This is a genomic window from Streptomyces sp. NPDC059850 (assembly GCF_042731515.1).
Lineage (GTDB): Bacteria > Actinomycetota > Actinomycetes > Streptomycetales > Streptomycetaceae > Streptomyces.
Window position 1 is genome coordinate 17,695 of the sequence record NZ_JBHWJI010000010.1, and the last position, 16,502, is coordinate 34,196.

A 16,502-nucleotide genomic window follows, 5' to 3' on the forward strand; every position below is an offset into this window, starting at 1 on the left:
CCCGCATACGCCCGTAACGCCCCCTGACCCGGTTAACCTGGGTGAAACAAATGGGTCATGCCCGGGAAATCCCGCCTGCTTATCGTCGGCGACAGCGCGCCACCCACGTGCGACCGCGCGACCGAACAAATCCCCGTCCCCCTGCGGCCGGGCTAGGAGGAGTTGGATGTTCCAGAACGCCGACGACGCTCGGAAGTTCATCTCGGACGAGGACGTCAAGTTCGTCGACGTCCGCTTCTGTGACCTTCCCGGCGTCATGCAGCACTTCACCGTACCGGCGGAGGCGTTCGACCCGAACGAGGAGCTGGCCTTCGACGGCTCGTCGATCCGCGGCTTCCAGGCGATCCACGAGTCGGACATGGCGCTGCGTGCGGACCTGTCGACGGCCCGTGTCGACCCCTTCCGCCGCGACAAGACGCTCAACATCAACTTCTTTATCCACGACCCGATCACGGGCGAGCAGTACAGCCGCGACCCGCGCAACATCGCCAAGAAGGCCGAGGCCTACCTCGCCTCCACCGGCATCGCGGACACCGCGTACTTCGGCCCGGAGGCCGAGTTCTACGTCTTCGACAGCGTGCGCTTCGAGACCAAGGCGAACGAGGCCTTCTACCACATCGACTCCGAGGCCGGCGCCTGGAACACCGGTGCGATCGAGGGCAACCGCGGCTACAAGGTCCGCTACAAGGGCGGCTACTTCCCGACCCCGCCGGTCGACCACTTCGCCGACCTGCGCGCCGAGATCAGCCTCGAGCTGGACAAGGCGGGCCTCCAGGTCGAGCGCCAGCACCACGAGGTGGGCACCGCCGGCCAGGCCGAGATCAACTACAAGTTCAACACGCTGCTCGCCGCCGCCGACGACCTCCAGCTCTTCAAGTACATCGTGAAGAACGTCGCCTGGCGCAACGGCAAGACCGCGACCTTCATGCCGAAGCCGATCTTCGGCGACAACGGCTCGGGCATGCACGTCCACTCGTCGCTGTGGCAGGGCGGCGTCCCGCTCTTCTACGACGAGCAGGGCTACGCGGGCCTCTCGGACACCGCCCGCTACTACATCGGCGGCATCCTCAAGCACGCCCCGTCGCTGCTGGCCTTCACCAACCCGACGGTGAACTCCTACCACCGCCTGGTCCCGGGCTTCGAGGCGCCGGTCAACATGGTGTACTCGCAGCGTAACCGCTCGGCCGCGATGCGTATCCCGATCACGGGCTCCAACCCGAAGGCCAAGCGCGTCGAGTTCCGCGCCCCGGACTCCTCCGGCAACCCGTACCTGGCCTTTGCCGCGCTCCTGCTCGCGGGCCTGGACGGCATCAAGAACAAGATCGAGCCGGCCGAGCCGATCGACAAGGACCTCTACGAGCTGGCCCCCGAGGAGCACGCGGGCGTCCCCCAGGTCCCGACCTCCCTCCCGGCCGTCCTCGACGCGCTCGAGGCCGACCACGAGTTCCTCCTCCAGGGCGGTGTCTTCACCTCCGACCTGATCGAGACGTGGATCGACTACAAGCGCACGAACGAGATCGCCCCCCTCCAGCTCCGCCCGCACCCGCACGAGTTCGAGCTGTACTTCGACGTCTAAAGGTCACTGACCTGCCGTCAGCAACATAAATGAGGGTTGCTATCCCCTAACCGGGATAGCAACCCTCATTCGCGTGCGGCCCCTTCCCCACTCACAGAATGGTGCAGCGGGACGGCACGCACACTTTCGGGCGTTGGGGTTCGTACCCGCCTCAAGCAGCATGAAAGACGCGGCGAGCAGCACTCGCGCGGCTCTCACATCTACTCACCCGCACACCGGTGCCCGGACTGGGCGACGAGGTGACATCTGTCGAGGTCCGCTTTCAGGCCCGCGCCGTGACCGCCGTGGACGATTACTTGGCTATCGGCCACGCGAGCAACGGGGCTCGGCACCAGATGTCGGTCGCAGTGCGCCGTCGCCCCAAGCTGGCCGTCGCGGACTCCCTGGTGCGGTTCCCGGGATTCGAGTCGACTCACGCGGTGTTCGCACCGTGGCCAGGCGTATAGGCTCTCCTACCGCGAGGCCGACGAGGTGGCAGACCGGTTCGCCAGGGCCGGGAGACAGCCATCAGTGGCTCGCGGCGGCCGTCCTCACGGGTGGACAGGGCTTGCCCGTGCCGAAGGCGGAGACGCTGTGTCTGCCGCGACCTCGGGTTCTTCAGGTGCCGGCTCGCCTAATGATCGGCGCAGGGTCCGGCGTTCAGAGCGAGCGAACCGTCGATCTGGGGTCGGTGACTTGGGTGGTCCTCAAGGAGCACGGCAGGAAACATTGAAGCTGGAGCAGCGGTGATCAGTAGTACGGCCAGTGGATTCCTTGTCCGCCGCCTCTGATCGCACGCCACTCAGGGACGGGGACCCGGCCGGCGGCGGCATAGATCCAACCCTTGTAGTGGTAGACGCGCGTGAGGATCGCATCGAGGACGTACCATTCGGCGTGATGCCCGCAAGCGCCGCATCGGTTCGGGTTGAAGCTGCGACCCCGCTGCCATGGGGGCCGGTCATGCAGCTGTGCCGCGACGTCCGCCGTGTCACCGTCCGGTGCCGCCAAAATGCGGCGCGCCATGTCGACGGCTTCAGGGAAATCCGTGGTGGTGAACTCCTCGCCGCGCGGCCGGTACGACGGCAGCAGCCCGAACACCCACCACAAGGAGAAGAAACACCGCTCACACGGCGCCTCGTACGCCAGCACGTCTACCTGCAGAGAACTCACCAGGCCGTGCCCCTTCCTCTCTCACAATAATCCTGGCACATCGAGTCTTGGCACGAGCGCGGGCTGACAGAGGGCGGGGTAAGGGTTGAGGAAATCCGACCGGTTCCGGGCAAGTCCGGCGACCCACTTGGTGGCGGTGTCCACCGTCTCTAGGCACTGCAGGCATTGCGATGGCGCTACCTCCCGCCCCCGCGTGCGGTGCTTCGCGGCGAGCCAATGTAAGGCGGCCGAGGGACAAAAGCGGGTGTCGCTGTCGTGGCTTCGGTATAGAGCACGAACAACACACCCTGCAGCGTCTTGCGGTCACCGATCCCCTTGCGCCCCGGATACTGGTAGAGCCCGACTCCACCAGCTTCCCCCGACTGCGACTCATATACTGACGACGCCTCAACCGACAGACACCGCAATGGTGTTACGGGTTCCAAGCAGGCCTTGCTTTGCCAAATCAGGGCATCTGGGGTATCCAGAAGGCATCTTATCGAACAGAAAAGATTACTTGCGGTCAAAAGTGGGGAATCCACGTGTCGGCGACCTTAGCATCAGAGAATGACTATCGCCACGGCAGAGCCGGAGCAGCCGGAAGAAAACTTCGTCTCGCGAACCGTCAAGGTAACGCCCAAAATTGCCGAAACTTATCTGTCCCGGGCTTCGGTCAATAGACGCCTGGACATGGGGCAGGTGAGAGCCCTGTCGCAAGCCATTCTCCGTGGCGAATGGAAGTTGACTCATCAGGGAATCGCCTTCGACAAGGACGGCGCGCTTCTCGACGGCCAGCATCGTCTCCGTGCAATTATCGAGGCTGACACTTCCGTACAGATGCTCGTTTTCGATGGGTTATCAAGAGACGTTTTCCCGGTTCTCGACACCGGAAAGCGTCGAAGTGCAGCGGATACGCTTTCGTCGACCGGCGCAAAATATCTGCACCTACTCTCCTCCACCATCCGCCACGTGATTCTCTTCAATACGATGCCCAATGCCCCCTGGAGCGGTGCCCGGGCTCGCGTATCGAACGACAGAATTCTGGCCGCATATAACGGTGATAAATACAAGTACGGGGAGGCGGTGACCATCGGCCGTGAGCTTTCCAAACACCTGTTCGCGAGCCAGACGGCGGCAGCAGTGGGGTTCTTCTTGACCACTGAGGCGGCGCCTGCCGCTGATATTGACGATTGGATCTCGGGTCTCAAGTCGGGTGCGAGTCTGGACCCTGGCGATGCGAGGCTCGCTCTGCGAGAAGTTCCAAGGGACACACAGAAGCGGGGTTCCCGGCGCAGGATGGACATGCGGGACCAAGTGGCGATCTACATCAATGCATGGAACGCCTGGGTTGTACCGGAGAAGGCCGGGGAATTGCGCCTTCGGCGTTTGAGGAAGGGGGAGAAGATGCCGAAGCCGGTCGAGGTGACATTCGAGCGCTAGGAACGCGTTGCGGGTCAGGGAAGGCTGCTGCGGACAATCACCTTCCCGGCCTCCCCCAGCACCACTACTTCCCGACTCAGGGACTTGGCGAGCCGCTCGACAAAGTCCCGCGAAATCGCCCGCGAGGGCCCACCTGGACCCTGCGCTACGATTACTACGCTCCCACCCTCCCAAAAGGAGCGGACAGCCTCCCAGCCGATCTTTGCAAATGAGGACGCAATGAACTTCTCTTCGCTGATCCGGCGAATTCCCCGAGGCGCCCGCCTCGGTGTCCCGTCCGCCCGCAGCTCGCATCTTTCGATCTCCGCAATGCGGTGATCGAGATGTCGGGCAATGAGGAGAATCTCCTCCGTCATGTCGGCTTCGGATCGCTGCACCGCGTTCGAGTTGTTATCCTTCGATGAAATGGCGCTGATAGTCCTCATATTTTTCTCGAAATCCGACCAACTCCTCTGGAAGGCGCGTTCCAATCTTTCGCGCGGGATTGCCAGGTCACCCGAGGCATCATTGATGTCAAAAAGAAGCTTCTGCGCGTCGTCTTTGCTATCCCCGATGATGGCCTGGAACTGACTGAGGGGACTGATGAGGTCGGCAGTTTTCATTCCGACCAGAAACGGGACGACATAGCCGCCCTCGACTTGCTTGGAAAGGGCCCCGGCCTCAAAGTTGATCCAAGTAGAGGATTGATTCTCCGGAGTTATGCAGATGATCCCAAAATTTGTTCCGGAAAGCTCGTCGGTGATCTCTCGAACCCCTCTCCTCCCTGCAGAAATGTCCAGACTGGAGAACCAGGGGTTGATGTATTGGAGGACGTCCGGCAGCCAAGACCACAGGGCTTTAGCGGTCTCCTTAGAGCGTTCTCCAGACCAGCTCAGAAATACCTTGATAGCGATCTCCTTCCATTTTGGTCAGTGTGCTGATTGACCGAATTAGGGTGCCCGATCTCACGCGCGGCATTGAGCAGGAGTGCCTGTTCCGCCTTCAGCGATCCGTACGACTCACGTACATAGGACAGGAACCTGTTCCCTGGATGGCGAATCAGGGTGGATTTGCTTGGACCCACTCCGTCCCAGTTCGCCAGAAGGGCGTCATAGGACGCTGCGTGCGCGCAAAACTCCAGGACTACGGGCGGCATTTCTCCCCCGATGATCAGGTCACCCCGGGCGGTGATGATGTCCCGCATCTTCTGGGCCGTCGGGGCGAACACCGCTTCTACCCACAGGCGCCACCGCGCCTCCTCCAGTTCCGGCAGCGGAATCTCGGCCGCGCCTGCGCTGTTGGGTAGAATGTAGCGTCTACAATACTCGATCCACGCCTTCTCGTTCGTTTCCGTGAGAACGAGAAGTGGGCCGTATAGGTCTTTTAATTGACTGCTCACCCAGTCGATTCGCGCTTTCCTCAGAGATCTGCGAGTCTCTCCTTGATGGTTCAGCCAGTAGGCCATGACGGAAATCAGGATGCCAGCACAGGCCGTTACCATTGCTGCGATCATCGGAATCTCCATGGCGCTGACGTAGTGGAGCTTGCCCAAGCCGTGGATGCCGAGTGCACCGCGTCGGGAGATGACGGGCAGGATGCCGCGGTGCCGCAACCTGCGGCGGACCGGTTCGCTGTCGTAGCCCTTATCGTCGAGGAGGGCCTCGAAGCGCCTTCGCGGGTGGCCAATACGGTCGGCGCCCCAGGGGAAACCATCGAGACCAGGGCCATAGTCTGGGTGGCGTCGTTGATGTTCGCTGCAGTGGTGACGGCCTTCAACAAGACGCCGTTGCCATCGCTGATCAGGTGGTGCTTGCTGCCGGTCTTGCAGCGGTCGACGCCCGCGTCCTGCCAACGCTCCAGGCATCGCCGACAGGTCTGGCCGGAGCCGATCGCGGTGTGGGGCACGATCAGCACTCCCCGCAGGCACAGACGGTTCGGCCCCAGCCGTGGCCCGAGCGACCGCTCCGGCCACGACGGCAGCGCCGGCTTGACCACCGTCCACAACTCGTCGTCCACGATCCACGGCTTCACTCTCACACCCCCGTGAACGGCTCCATCGCCACACCAGTTACGGCTGAACACCACCGCATCTCAAGATCGTGTTATGAGCTCTGACAGGCCAGGAAGCGAATCCTGCTGGAATTCGCTTCCGGAGAATTCACGGGGTGCCCCTTCACCGAGTGGTAACGCAACTTCCTGCCTGCCATCACACTTCCGGCCGAGCGCTGCTGTCGTAAGCCCATGCCCGACCGGTCTGACGGTACTGCTCGACCGGAATCGGTTCGACCCTCGCCCTCATGCGGGCGGTGTACAGCAGGCCGTCCAGGTGGTCGATCTCGTGGTGGATGAGGCGGGCGAGGCCGTGTTCGTACGTGGTTGTCGCGGTCTCGCCGGTCAGGGTCGTGGCTTCGACGGTGATCTGCAGGGGGCGGGGGACGAGGCCGCGGACGTCGAAGAAGCTCAGGCAGCCTTCGTACTGCTCGTCCGTCTCCTCGGAGCGGGAGGTGATCCGGGGGTTGCGCAGGATGATGGCGGGGGTGTCGCCGGGTGGTTGGACGACGGCGGCGGCGCGGGCGATGCCGATTTGTGGGGCTGCGATGCCCATTCCCTTGGCGAAGGGGTGGACCTGGCCGATGCGCTCCATGGCTGCGAACAGCTCGTCCACGATGCGCTCGGCCTCATCGCGCTCGGGTGGCAGATCGAAGGGGCGGGCCGGTTCGGCGAGGATGCCAGCGCCCTGTTGGACGACGCCGAGGTCTCGCATCTGCTGGCTGGGCCGGACGTCCATCAGCGGAACTCCCCTTGGTCTGTGTCGTGTTCGGGCCGTGCCCGGAACCGCCATTCCAGACGGTATCGAGCGTGCAAGGCTGGGGTGGTCGTGATCCACGTGAATTGCCGAAGCTCGCCGTCGTCGCTGCGGACGGGAGGGGTGCGCAGCGGGGCGGCTTCGGCGGTCATGGAGGTCTCGGTGCCCCAGATGACCGGGTCGAGGGTAGCCGGGAAGGTGAGCTGGACTTCGAGTCGCTCGGTGGGCAGGCGGACGGCTCGCTGGAACCAGTCGCCCCACTTGTCGTCGCCGACGGTGTAGGCGTACTCGATCCATACGGACTCGCCCGGGTAGAGCGGGAAGCGGCCGTGCTCGTTGTCGAACAGCAGCCAGACTTCCTTGAAGGCGTCACGGTCGTGCTTGGCTTGCCAGCGCATCTCCTCGCCTCGACAGGTGGCGGTGAGATCGAGGTCGCCCCATGTCAGCGGGTGGGCCCGGTAGTGGGCATTGGACCGCTCGGGGTCGCCGGGGTAGCGGTCGACGGAGATGCGGATCAGGTAGCGGGTCACCGGGTCGGTGCCGGTGTTCCGCAGCAGCCTGCGCATGGTGAGCCGGTAGGCGCGGCCGTCGTACCGGAGGTGGGCCGCGTCATGTTCGACGACGAGGGCGGAGCCGGTCGCGTATGGCTGTTCTGGCAGATGTGGAGCCGCAGGAGGCCGCATGGTTCGCGTTCGGGCCCGCTCGTAGTCGCCCCAGCGGCGCCAGATCGACTTGCCTGCGTTCAGGACCTCGTCGGCGAGACGGGCGAATTCTTCGCTGGGCTTGTGGCGGCCGGACTCCATGTGGCTGACGTAGGACGGGTCGAATCCCATGGCCTGGGCCAATGCCCGCTTGGACATGCCCCGGACGTCGCGCCAGCGCGCCAGCTCGGCCGCGAAGTCCTCGGCCGCCTGGTCAACGGTGATCTCTTTGCCGTGCGCGTCCATCGATGGGCAGCCCCGCGTCATGGTCAGTGAACATGAATGAACCGTGAGTGATCCCAGTTCATCATCCCGTCACGGTGCGCGTCGCCGTTTTCCTTCCTTTACCGCCCTGGATCGACCCGTCCGGGGCAGATGTGAGGAGGCGACGCGTGATGCGCGTGCTGTACCTGTTGAACATCTCCAACCCGGACCGGCTGTCCGCCGACTCGGGGTGGATTTTCGCGGACCTGCTCACCCCGGCACTGGCGGACGCCGGGGCGGAAGTGACCGTGGCATCCCCAGCCCCGGTGGGAGATGTCCGCTGCGGCTTTCATCGGACGAAGGCGCCGGGGACCAAGTACCGGGCCCGTTTCTCGGCGGACATCGACGAGCTGGTGGCGTTGATCCGGGCAGAGAACCCGGACGTCGTGGTGGCCAACCAGATCGAGGAAGCCCCAGCGATCCGCACGGCTCTGCTGGAGGCGGGATCGGACGCGCTGCTGGCCGGGTACTGCCACTACCTGCCGTTCTCCTTCGCCAGCGGCAGCCAGCTACTCCTCGACCCCTCCATGAACGACGCGGGGCTCGGGCGGCCGGTCCTGCTGGCGTTCGCCGCCGGGCTGGCCGCATGCGACCGGGTGATGGTCCACTCCTCGACGGCCGCCTCCTGGGCCTCGGCCGCAGCCGCCCGTATGACGGTCGACCTCGGCGAGAAGCTGCGGGTCGTACCCGCTCCACGGGACGAGCGCCTGGTCCGTGACCCCGCCACCATCGAACCCACCTCCGGCGCGGAGGCGATCGGTGTCTACAACCACCGGCTGTACGCGCACTACGGCACCGAGCAGTTCGTGGACCTGGCCCGCGACCTGACCTCCTCCGGTCTCGTCCGGCTACGGGTGATGGACCTGTTCGGCAAGCGGCGGGTCGAGCGCACGGGCCTGAACGACAGCCCCGAGAAGATGCGCGAAAAGCTCGCCGCGCTGCCGCACGTCCAGATCGTCTCCGATCGGGGCGACCGCGTTCGCTACAAGGCCCTGCTGGCCGGTGCCCGCTTCGGCATCGCCCCGTTCCGTCCCGGCTGCCCCTGGTCGATGAGCGTGATCGACTGCCAGGGCATGGGCCTGCCGGTCATCTCACCGCGCCTGGGCTGGCTCGCCGAGCACATCGACCCCGAGCTGTGCTTCACCACCCCGGCCGAGGCCGTCGCCCTGGCCGAACGGCTCGTCTCGGACGACGAGTTCCACGCCGTGCACGCCAAGCGCGCTCACGCCTCCACCGCCGACTTCGCTCCTGCCCTGGTCGCCGCCCGCTACCTGGAGGCCCTGTCGTGAGCGAATACGACGCGGTCTTCCTGTCGTACGACGAACCGATGGCCGACGCCCTGCACTCCCGCCTTCACCGGACGCTCGGCGGCACCGTGAAGCGCCTGCACGGGGTGCACGGGATGCGCCGGGCCTACCGGCTGTGCGCCGAGATCGTCGACCGCGAGCAGTTCTTCCTCGCCGACGGCGACTTCGCCATCGACACGAGCTTCGACCCGGCCGCCGTCGAACCGATCGATGAGGATGTGTCCATGCGGGTGTGGCGGGCTACCAACCCGGTCAACGGCCTGACCTACGGCTACGGCGGGCTGAAGCTGATCCGCCGCAGCGCACTGCGCGGGATGGGACAGGCTGTGGACGTGCTCGCGGCCTTGCCCGGCCGCGTCGAGTTCGCCCGTGAAACCGCCGGGGTCACGCGGTTCAACCAGAGCCCCTTCCACGCCTGGAAGGCCGGATTCCGCGAGTGCGCGATGCTGGAACGCGGAAGCGAGTACGGCATGGCGGACGGCGACGCCCGCCAGAGGGTTCACGCATGGACGAACAGCCACAGCGGTGAGTTCGCCGCCTATGCTGCCGCCGGGTCCCGCGACGGCGTTGCCTTCGCCCGCCAGGCCGCCCGTTTCCCGCAGCGGTTCGACCACCTCAACGACCCTGCCTGGCTGCGGGCAAGGTTCACCGCCGCCCACGGGGACCAGGCGGTGGCAGGATGATCGGCCCGCTCGTGCTCATCGAGCCGTACGCGAACCGGCTGGGCGGGCATCACCAGCACACGCTGGTGGCCCTCGCCCAGGCCCGCCCCGGCAGCCTGGTCATCGCCCCGCACGGGATTGCCCCTGAGGCGGTAGGTGCTCTGCGCGCGGCGGGTGCCCGGCTGGTGACGGCACCGGCCGGGCTCCCGGCCGCCTGCCTGCTGGCTGCCTCCCGACTGACGGCCGGGCTCTCCACCACTGGACTGCGCGTGTTCCGGTCGCGCCGCTGGCCCCACCACCTGCGCAGGTTGCCGCACCAGATCACCCTCATCTCCGATTGCCTAACCGAGGCGTCCGCGCTGCGGACCGCTCGCCGACTGGAGTCCGGCGCCGACGCGGTGGTGATCCTCACTGCGAGCGAGGCCCTGCACGGGGCCGCAGTCCTCTTGGGCGGCCAGCCGCACCTGCGGTTCGTCCACGAGGCGGTCACCACGGAGGACGCCATCGTGCGGCTGCTCGGTCGGCTCGCCTGCCGGGGCGAGCAACAGGTGATCGCGGTGTATCCGACACTGGCTGTCGGCGATGAGTTCACCACTGCCTTCCCCCACCTGCCCGCGGTAGTGGGCGCCTTCGCGGTCGACGACGGCCGCCGTTTGACCGCTGCTGAACGCGACGGCGGCAGGGCCGCGTTCGACATTCCCGCTGCCGAGGCCGTGGTGTGCCTGGTCGGCGGCTGGTGGCCCTACAAGGACATCGCCACCGTCGACGCCGCCCTCGCCCGGCTGAAGGAACCCCTGCACCTGCTGATCACCGGCTCCCCGCTCGACGAAGCCGTCCTCCAGCGGTGGCGGTCCCTGCCCGGCCTGCGCGTGCACACCGTTCCCGGTCCCGTAAGCGAAGCCGTACTGCGGCTCGTCTATGCCGCCGCCGACGCCACCCTCGTCAGCCGACACCCCGGGACCAGTAAGGAATCCGGGCTGGTGATGGACGCCGCCCGCCTCGGCGTCCCCCTGATCGTCTCCGACCACGACCCGGCTCTTAGCGCCCGCCTTCGCGGCCAGTCCTGGTCCCTCACGTTTCCCTCCGGTGATCCAGTCGCCCTCGCCGAAGTCCTGCATGCGGTCATCCGTCAGCCACCCTCGTACCCCGGATCCAACGCCCCCGGCCAACTGGGGATGCGATCAGCCGCCGCGCAAGCCGACTTCCTGACCCACACCTACGCCGGTCTGCGCGCAAAGGGGCCCTGAATGCTGACCATGCCTCCCCCTCTGATCGCCGTCGTCGGCCCCGTCGAGCCTCCCTTGCTGACTGCCTGGGTCCACCACTACCGGTCGCTGGGTGTCGAGCGATTCCTGATCGCCTTCCACTTCCCCGATCACGTCCCCGACGTGCGACGACACGAGCTCCAAGCCGCCGCCCGAGAGCTGGGCATCATCCCCACCGGCACCAGCACCGGACCATGGCACGAGCACACCAACACCCAGCTCAGAGACGCTCTGCGGCTCCGGGCGGGACCCGGCTGGCACCTGCTCGCCGACGCCGACGAGTTTCAGCAGTACCCCGCCCCGCTCGCTGAGGTGATCGCCCAGGCCGACAGGTCCGGGCACTGTGTAGTCGGCGGGCTGATGCTCGACCGCGTCGCCGCGAGCGGACGTCTGACAGGCTGGCGGCCCGAAGACGGCCTCGACCTGGCCTATCCCCTCGGCGGCCACCTCACCCACCGGCTCCTGCACGGCGACCCCCGCAAGATCGTCCTCGCCCGCCACAACGTGGCCGTGTCCTCCGGCAACCACCGGGCCCCCACGCACCGGCCGGATACGAACCGCATCTGCGCGGTCCACCACTTCAAGTGGCGCTCGGGCATCCTGGACGACCTGCGCCGCAGGGTCCAGCGCTTCTCCTCCGGCGCCTGGCAGGAGCGCACCCCGGCCGTCCGCGACGAGGCCAGCCGCCTGCTGGCCCACGTCGACCGGCACAGCGGTGTGATCAACATCAGCGACCCACGGATGGCCTTCCGCCGAGTCAGCCTGGACCGGATGCCCTTCAACTGGCCTGCCGAGGCTCGCGGCATCTTCACCACCTGGCGGCCGTACCGGCACACCGCCCAGGATCCGCGACAATGACCACGCTCACGCCCGCCCGTCGTGAAAGGGATGGCCACGTGCCCCTCGCCGTTCTCCTGGCCGGTCTGACCGGCTCCGGGAAGACCACCGTCGCCCAGGCCCTGACCGGCCACGGCTTCACCCGGCTGTCCGTCGACGAAGAGGTCCACCGGCTCCACGGCCGCTACGGCGTGGACTACCCCGAGCACACCTACTTCGAGCGTCAACGGCCCGTCGTAGCGACGATCCGGGAACTGCTCGTCAAGGAACTCCGGACGGGGAACGACGTCGTCCTGGACCACGGGCTGTGGCGCCGAGCCGAGCGCGACGACTGGCAGCGCGCCGCTCGCGACGCGGGCGCACACCCCCTTGTGGTCTACCTCCCCACCGACCGCGACGAACTGCTGCGGCGGCTGGCCGAGCGCAACCAGCGCCAGGACGCCAACGCCCTCACCGTCACTCCCGAAGCCCTCGATGACTTCTTCGCCCGCTTTGATCCCCCGGCCGAGGGCGAGGAAGTGATCACCTACAGCGGAGAAGTCGACGTACTCGTGGCAGACCTGGATACGGCCAGGGACCGGAAGGGCTGAACACGTTCCACGACGGGTGACTGAGCCCCGCCGCTGCCTCTGGGGCAGGGGCGGGGCTCAGTGCTGGGTGGCCGGTCAGGTCACGGTGTGGGTGTCGGTGCCGGAGGACGGCAGGAAGCTGGTGTCGCCGCCGTAGATGGCGATCACGGGGTGGGTGCCGACGCCCAGGGTGGTGAGCGTCAGGGTCGCCACACCCGCCGTCACGGGCTGGGTGAAGACGCCGCCGCCCGAGCCGCCGATGACGAAGGTCATCACCCCGGTCGGGGCGCCCGCACCGGGGGCGACCGGGGTCACGGTGGCCGTGAACGTCACCGACTGGCCGAGGGTCGACGGGTCCGGGCTGGACACCACCGAGGTCGTCGTCGCGGCCTGGATGACCGCGATGAGGGTGGTGCCGGTGGAGGAGAGGAAGTTGGTGTCGCCGCTGTAGACGGCGACGACGGGGTGGATGCCGACGCTCAGCCCGGGGGCGGTGACCGAGGTCGTGCCGCCCGACAGCGTCCCCGTCAGGGTGGGGCCACCGGTGATGGTGAAGGTGACGGTGCCGGTGGGGGTTCCGGCGCCGAGCGGGATGACGGTGGCGGTGAGCGTGACGGACTGGCCGAACGTCGCCGGGTTCGGCGTTGCCGTCACCAGGGTGATGGTGGGGGAAGCCATGATGGGCCCTCCAAGTGAGGTGGAGTGGTGGGCCGTTGGTCGCCGGGCCGACGCCTTGATCAGGGCGCGGCGGCGCATCGGGTACCAGGGGGTGCGCACTTACGGCGATCGACTCCGGGGCCTGCCCGCGTCACCGTCCCCCGGCGGATGTGGAACCCACCGGTCTGTAGCACCAGTAGGCGCGCGGTTGGTGGCAGAACGCCAGGTACACGGGGGTGAATTGCCCTGAATGGCGCAGCGCTCAGCGGCTCGCGCCGGGTGCGCCGCGCGTACCGTCGATGCGCGGGTTCGCTGACCGGTGCGCACCGCGCGGGCGCTGTGGGGGCGTGGTGAGTGGGTGCGTCGGGGCGCGTACAGGAGGGGCGGAGGGTGGACTTTCGGCAGTGTCCGGGCGGGTTCGGGTTCCGTAGCGTCAGCCGGGTGAAGGTGAAGAGGATTGCGCGGGTCGTGGGGCGGGGCCGACTGCCGGTGGCGGGGGCGGCCGTGGGGGCCGGGTTGAGTGTGGTGAGCCTGTGGTGGGTGGTGCCCACGGCGGCGGCCGCGTTCCGGGCGGGCGGGGGGCGCGGGCGGACGGGGCCCGCGGTGCTGGCGTTCACGGGGGTGGTCTCGGCGGGGGTCGTCGCGGCGGCGGTGGTGCCGAGCCTGCTCGGGCTGGGGAGCCGGTTCGTGGGGGTGGTGGTGTGCGGCGTGATGGTGCCGTGGTTCGCGGGACGTTTCTGGCGGCAGTACCAGGAGCTGGTGCGGGCGGGCTGGGAGCGGGCCGAACAGGCGGAGCGCGAGCGGTGGTTGGTCGCCGAGCGGGCCAGGCTGCGGGAGCGGGCCCGGATCGCGCGGGACATGCATGACGTCCTCGGGCACGACCTCAGCCTGATCGCGCTGTCGGCGGGCGCGCTGAAGCTGGCGCCCGGGCTGGAGGAGGGCCACCGGCGTACCGCGCGGGACATCAGGGCGCGGGCGGAGGTCGCGGTGGACCGGCTCGGGGAGGTGATCGGGGTGCTGCGCGAGGAGGCGCCCACCGCCTCCGTCGCGCGGCTGGTCGACGAGGCTGCCGCCGCCGGGCTCGCCGTCGAACTCCGCAGCGAGGGGGCGGAGGGGGCCGAGGGGGCGGATACGGGGCTGCCGCCGCTGGTGGAGCGGGCCGCGTACCACGTCGTCCAGGAGGGGCTGACCAACGCCGCCAAGCACGCCCCCGGTGCGGCCGTGACCGTCCGGGTGGTGTGCGGGGCGGCGGAGACGGTCGTCCGGGTGGAGAGCGACGCCGAGGCGGGTGGCGCGGGTTCGCGGGTGCGCGGCGGTGGGCATGGGCTCAGGGGGCTCGACGAGCGCGTACGGCTGGCCGGAGGGTCGTTCGCGTACGGCCCTCAGGCCAACCGCTTCGCCGTCGAGGCCCGGCTTCCGCATACGCCCCCGGAACGGACCGTTCCAGCAGCCCGCCAGGAACACCGTCAGGCCCGCCACCGCATACGTCGGGTGCTGATCGCGGCGGTCATGGTGCCGCTGGTGACCGGCGCGGGGCTGAGCGCCGCGCTGTTGGGGTGGGACTGGGTGACGGCGTCGCGCGCGGTGCTGGACCCGGATGACTTCGCCCGGCTGCGGGTGGGGCAGGATCGCTCCGAGGTGGAACGGGTGCTGCCGGACCGTCAGCTGGCCCATCACCCCTCTGCCGCAGAACCGGAGGGACGGGGCATCACATGCGAGTACTACGCGATGACGGCGGATCGTCTCGACGACCGTTCCGGAGACGCGTACCGGCTGTGCTTCCGCGGGGACGTTCTGGTGGCGCGCGATGCCCTCGCGCCGTGAACCCGCTGAGCTGCCGGTGATCCGGGTGCTGGTCGCCGACGACGAGGCGATGATCCGCGCGGGCGTACGCGCCGTACTGGCCACCGATCCGGCGATCGACGTCGTCGCCGAGGCGGCCGACGGCCGGGACGCCGTGGAGCTGGTGCGGCGGCACCGCCCGCAGGTGGCCGTCCTCGACGTCCGGATGCCGGTGATGGGCGGGATCGAGGCGGCGGAGGAGATCCGCAGGACGGTGCCGGAGACCGGGGTGGTCATGCTGACGACGTTCGGGGAGGACGACTACATCCTGCGGGCGCTCGGCGGCGGCGCGGCCGGTTTCCTGATCAAGTCGGGCGAGCCCGAGGAACTGATCGCGGGGGTCCGCGCGGTGGCCGAGGGCGCCGCCTATCTGTCACCGAAGGTCGCCGCCCGGGTGGTCGCGCACCTCGCGGCCGGTGGCGCCGGTGCCGCCGCCGGTCGGCGCGGCGCGGCCCGGGAGCGGGTCGCGGCGCTCACCGCCCGGGAGCGCGAGGTGCTGGCGTTCCTCGGCGGCGGGCTGTCGAACGGGCAGATCGCGCGTCGGCTCCATGTGGTGGAGGGCACGGTCAAGGCGCACGTCAGCTCCATCCTGGCCCGGCTGGGGGTGGACAACCGGGCCGCGGCCGCCGTCGTGGCGCATGAGGCCGGTGTCGTCACCCCGCCGCCGCCCGAGCCAAAGCGAGAGGCATAGCGATGTGACGCGTACGGCGAACGGCTCCAGCGCGAGCAGCGCGGCCGCCACGACGCATCCGCCCAGGATCGCCCCGGCGAGTACGTCGTGCGGATAGTGCACCCCGGCCAGGACACGCAGCAGCGCCGCCGCCACTGCCGTCGGCAGGGCCAGGGCGGCCCAGCGCGGCCGCAGGACGGCTATGCCGGTCGCGAGGGCGGCGGCCAGGGTGGCGTGGTTGCTGGGGAACGACCAGTCCCCCGGCTCGGGGCAGTGGGCGAGCGCGGCGGCTCCGCGCACCGCACGGCAGGGCCGTTCCTCGTCCACCACCAGCTTCAGGGCCTCGCTGAGCGCGTAGGCGGCCACGGTGCCGAGGCCGACCAGAACGGTACCGGCGATTCCGCGCGCGTCCCCGCTGCGCAGCGCGGTCCACCCCCATACGGCCAGCAGCAGCCCGAGGACGGCCACGGTGCCCTCGCTCGCCGCCTCCAGGAGCGCCGCCGGGACGTCGGCCACCGCTCCGGTCAGCGCGCGGTACGCGGATGCCGAGGCTCCGTATCTGACCTCGACGGGGCCGGGGTCCCCCAGTCCGCCCGGGGAGAGCCCGCCGGTCGGGGAGAGCCCGCCGCCCGGGGAAAGCCCGACGACCGCCCCCGCGCCCGCGGCGAGCAGCGCCGCGGCCCACAGGAGGCGGGAGGTGGAGTGAGAGTGGGTTCGCATGGCCCCGAACGTAGGAGCGGCGCGGTCCGCGAACCCGGGCCGAACGGCAGGGCGGGACCTGGACGATGGTCAGGGTTGA

General features: G+C 68.3%; 15 protein-coding genes and 2 pseudogenes. 9 read left to right on the forward strand and 8 right to left on the reverse strand.

Translation table 11 applies throughout. The features are described from left to right. Positions 1 to 166 precede the first annotated feature (166 nt). A complete protein-coding gene (glnA, locus tag ACFV9T_RS10365) occupies positions 167 to 1,576 on the forward strand; it encodes a type I glutamate--ammonia ligase (RefSeq protein ID WP_385438243.1) in 1,410 nt (469 codons plus the stop codon). Between the two features lie 729 nt (positions 1,577 to 2,305). Here glnA and ACFV9T_RS10370 read toward each other — a convergent pair. Next, on the reverse strand, positions 2,306 to 2,725 hold the full coding sequence (locus ACFV9T_RS10370; protein WP_385438245.1) for a hypothetical protein: 420 nt from the start codon (positions 2,723 to 2,725) through the stop codon (positions 2,306 to 2,308). Between the two features lie 546 nt (positions 2,726 to 3,271). Here ACFV9T_RS10370 and ACFV9T_RS10375 point away from each other — a divergent pair. Then, positions 3,272 to 4,144: a hypothetical protein gene (locus ACFV9T_RS10375; RefSeq protein WP_385438247.1), complete on the forward strand. Its 873-nt coding sequence runs from the start codon at positions 3,272 to 3,274 to the stop codon at positions 4,142 to 4,144. Between the two features lie 14 nt (positions 4,145 to 4,158). Here ACFV9T_RS10375 and ACFV9T_RS10380 read toward each other — a convergent pair whose 3' ends face one another. The 5 genes and pseudogenes from ACFV9T_RS10380 to ACFV9T_RS10400 all read right to left on the reverse strand — a co-directional run bounded on the left by ACFV9T_RS10380 (position 4,159) and on the right by ACFV9T_RS10400 (position 7,897). Continuing rightward, a complete protein-coding gene (locus tag ACFV9T_RS10380; protein ID WP_385438250.1) occupies positions 4,159 to 4,746 on the reverse strand; it encodes a hypothetical protein in 588 nt (195 codons plus the stop codon). Between the two features lie 9 nt (positions 4,747 to 4,755). Then, positions 4,756 to 5,037, reverse strand: a pseudogene (locus ACFV9T_RS10385) (TIR domain-containing protein); the annotation flags it as partial. After that, positions 5,016 to 5,987, reverse strand: coding sequence for a hypothetical protein (locus ACFV9T_RS10390; protein WP_385438252.1), 972 nt, complete (start codon positions 5,985 to 5,987; stop codon positions 5,016 to 5,018). The gene ACFV9T_RS10390 and the pseudogene ACFV9T_RS10385, both read right to left, overlap by 22 nt. A gap of 342 nt (positions 5,988 to 6,329) precedes the next feature. Beyond that, positions 6,330 to 6,911: a peptide deformylase gene (locus ACFV9T_RS10395; protein ID WP_385438253.1), complete on the reverse strand. Its 582-nt coding sequence runs from the start codon at positions 6,909 to 6,911 to the stop codon at positions 6,330 to 6,332. Further along, positions 6,911 to 7,897, reverse strand: coding sequence for a multiprotein-bridging factor 1 family protein (locus tag ACFV9T_RS10400; protein ID WP_385438255.1), 987 nt, complete (start codon positions 7,895 to 7,897; stop codon positions 6,911 to 6,913). The genes ACFV9T_RS10395 and ACFV9T_RS10400 overlap by 1 nt, the downstream gene beginning before the upstream one ends. A 128-nt stretch (positions 7,898 to 8,025) precedes the next feature. Here ACFV9T_RS10400 and ACFV9T_RS10405 point away from each other — a divergent pair, with 128 nt between their 5' ends. Genes ACFV9T_RS10405 through ACFV9T_RS10425 form a run of 5 tightly spaced genes read left to right on the forward strand, consistent with a single transcriptional unit; the run spans position 8,026 to position 12,555 of the window. Then, positions 8,026 to 9,183: a glycosyltransferase family 1 protein gene (locus ACFV9T_RS10405; RefSeq protein WP_385438257.1), complete on the forward strand. Its 1,158-nt coding sequence runs from the start codon at positions 8,026 to 8,028 to the stop codon at positions 9,181 to 9,183. Next, a complete protein-coding gene (locus ACFV9T_RS10410; RefSeq protein WP_385438259.1) occupies positions 9,180 to 9,884 on the forward strand; it encodes a hypothetical protein in 705 nt (234 codons plus the stop codon). The genes ACFV9T_RS10405 and ACFV9T_RS10410 overlap by 4 nt, the downstream gene beginning before the upstream one ends. Then, entirely contained in the window at positions 9,881 to 11,110 is a 1,230-nt protein-coding gene (locus tag ACFV9T_RS10415; protein WP_385438260.1) for a hypothetical protein, read from the forward strand. The genes ACFV9T_RS10410 and ACFV9T_RS10415 overlap by 4 nt, the downstream gene beginning before the upstream one ends. Positions 11,111 to 11,119: 9 nt before the next feature. After that, complete coding sequence (locus ACFV9T_RS10420) at positions 11,120 to 11,986, forward strand: glycosyltransferase family 2 protein (RefSeq protein WP_385438262.1); 867 nt, start codon at positions 11,120 to 11,122, stop codon at positions 11,984 to 11,986. A gap of 38 nt (positions 11,987 to 12,024) precedes the next feature. After that, positions 12,025 to 12,555, forward strand: a complete 531-nt coding sequence (locus ACFV9T_RS10425; RefSeq protein ID WP_385438264.1) for an AAA family ATPase — start codon at positions 12,025 to 12,027, stop codon at positions 12,553 to 12,555. 75 nt (positions 12,556 to 12,630) lie between these two features. Here ACFV9T_RS10425 and ACFV9T_RS10430 read toward each other — a convergent pair whose 3' ends face one another. Next, positions 12,631 to 13,212 carry an Ig-like domain-containing protein gene (locus ACFV9T_RS10430; RefSeq protein WP_385438266.1) on the reverse strand — a complete coding sequence of 194 codons (582 nt, stop codon included), beginning with the start codon at positions 13,210 to 13,212 and terminating at the stop codon, positions 12,631 to 12,633. Positions 13,213 to 13,632: 420 nt separating this feature from the next. Between ACFV9T_RS10430 and ACFV9T_RS10435 the strand changes: the two genes are divergently transcribed. Together ACFV9T_RS10435 and ACFV9T_RS10440 are read left to right on the forward strand one after the other, a co-directional pair. Then, the gene (locus tag ACFV9T_RS10435; RefSeq protein WP_385438268.1) at positions 13,633 to 15,015 is read left to right on the forward strand and encodes a sensor histidine kinase; all 1,383 of its coding nucleotides are present in this window, start codon (positions 13,633 to 13,635) and stop codon (positions 15,013 to 15,015) included. Further along, the gene (locus ACFV9T_RS10440; RefSeq protein WP_385438269.1) at positions 14,999 to 15,724 is read left to right on the forward strand and encodes a response regulator; all 726 of its coding nucleotides are present in this window, start codon (positions 14,999 to 15,001) and stop codon (positions 15,722 to 15,724) included. Before ACFV9T_RS10435 ends, ACFV9T_RS10440 begins: the two co-directional genes overlap by 17 nt. 45 nt (positions 15,725 to 15,769) lie before the next feature. On the opposite strand, the pseudogene ACFV9T_RS10445 reads toward ACFV9T_RS10440, so the two are convergent. Beyond that, positions 15,770 to 16,423: pseudogene (locus ACFV9T_RS10445) on the reverse strand (phosphatase PAP2 family protein); the annotation flags it as partial. Positions 16,424 to 16,502: the final 79 nt, after the last annotated feature.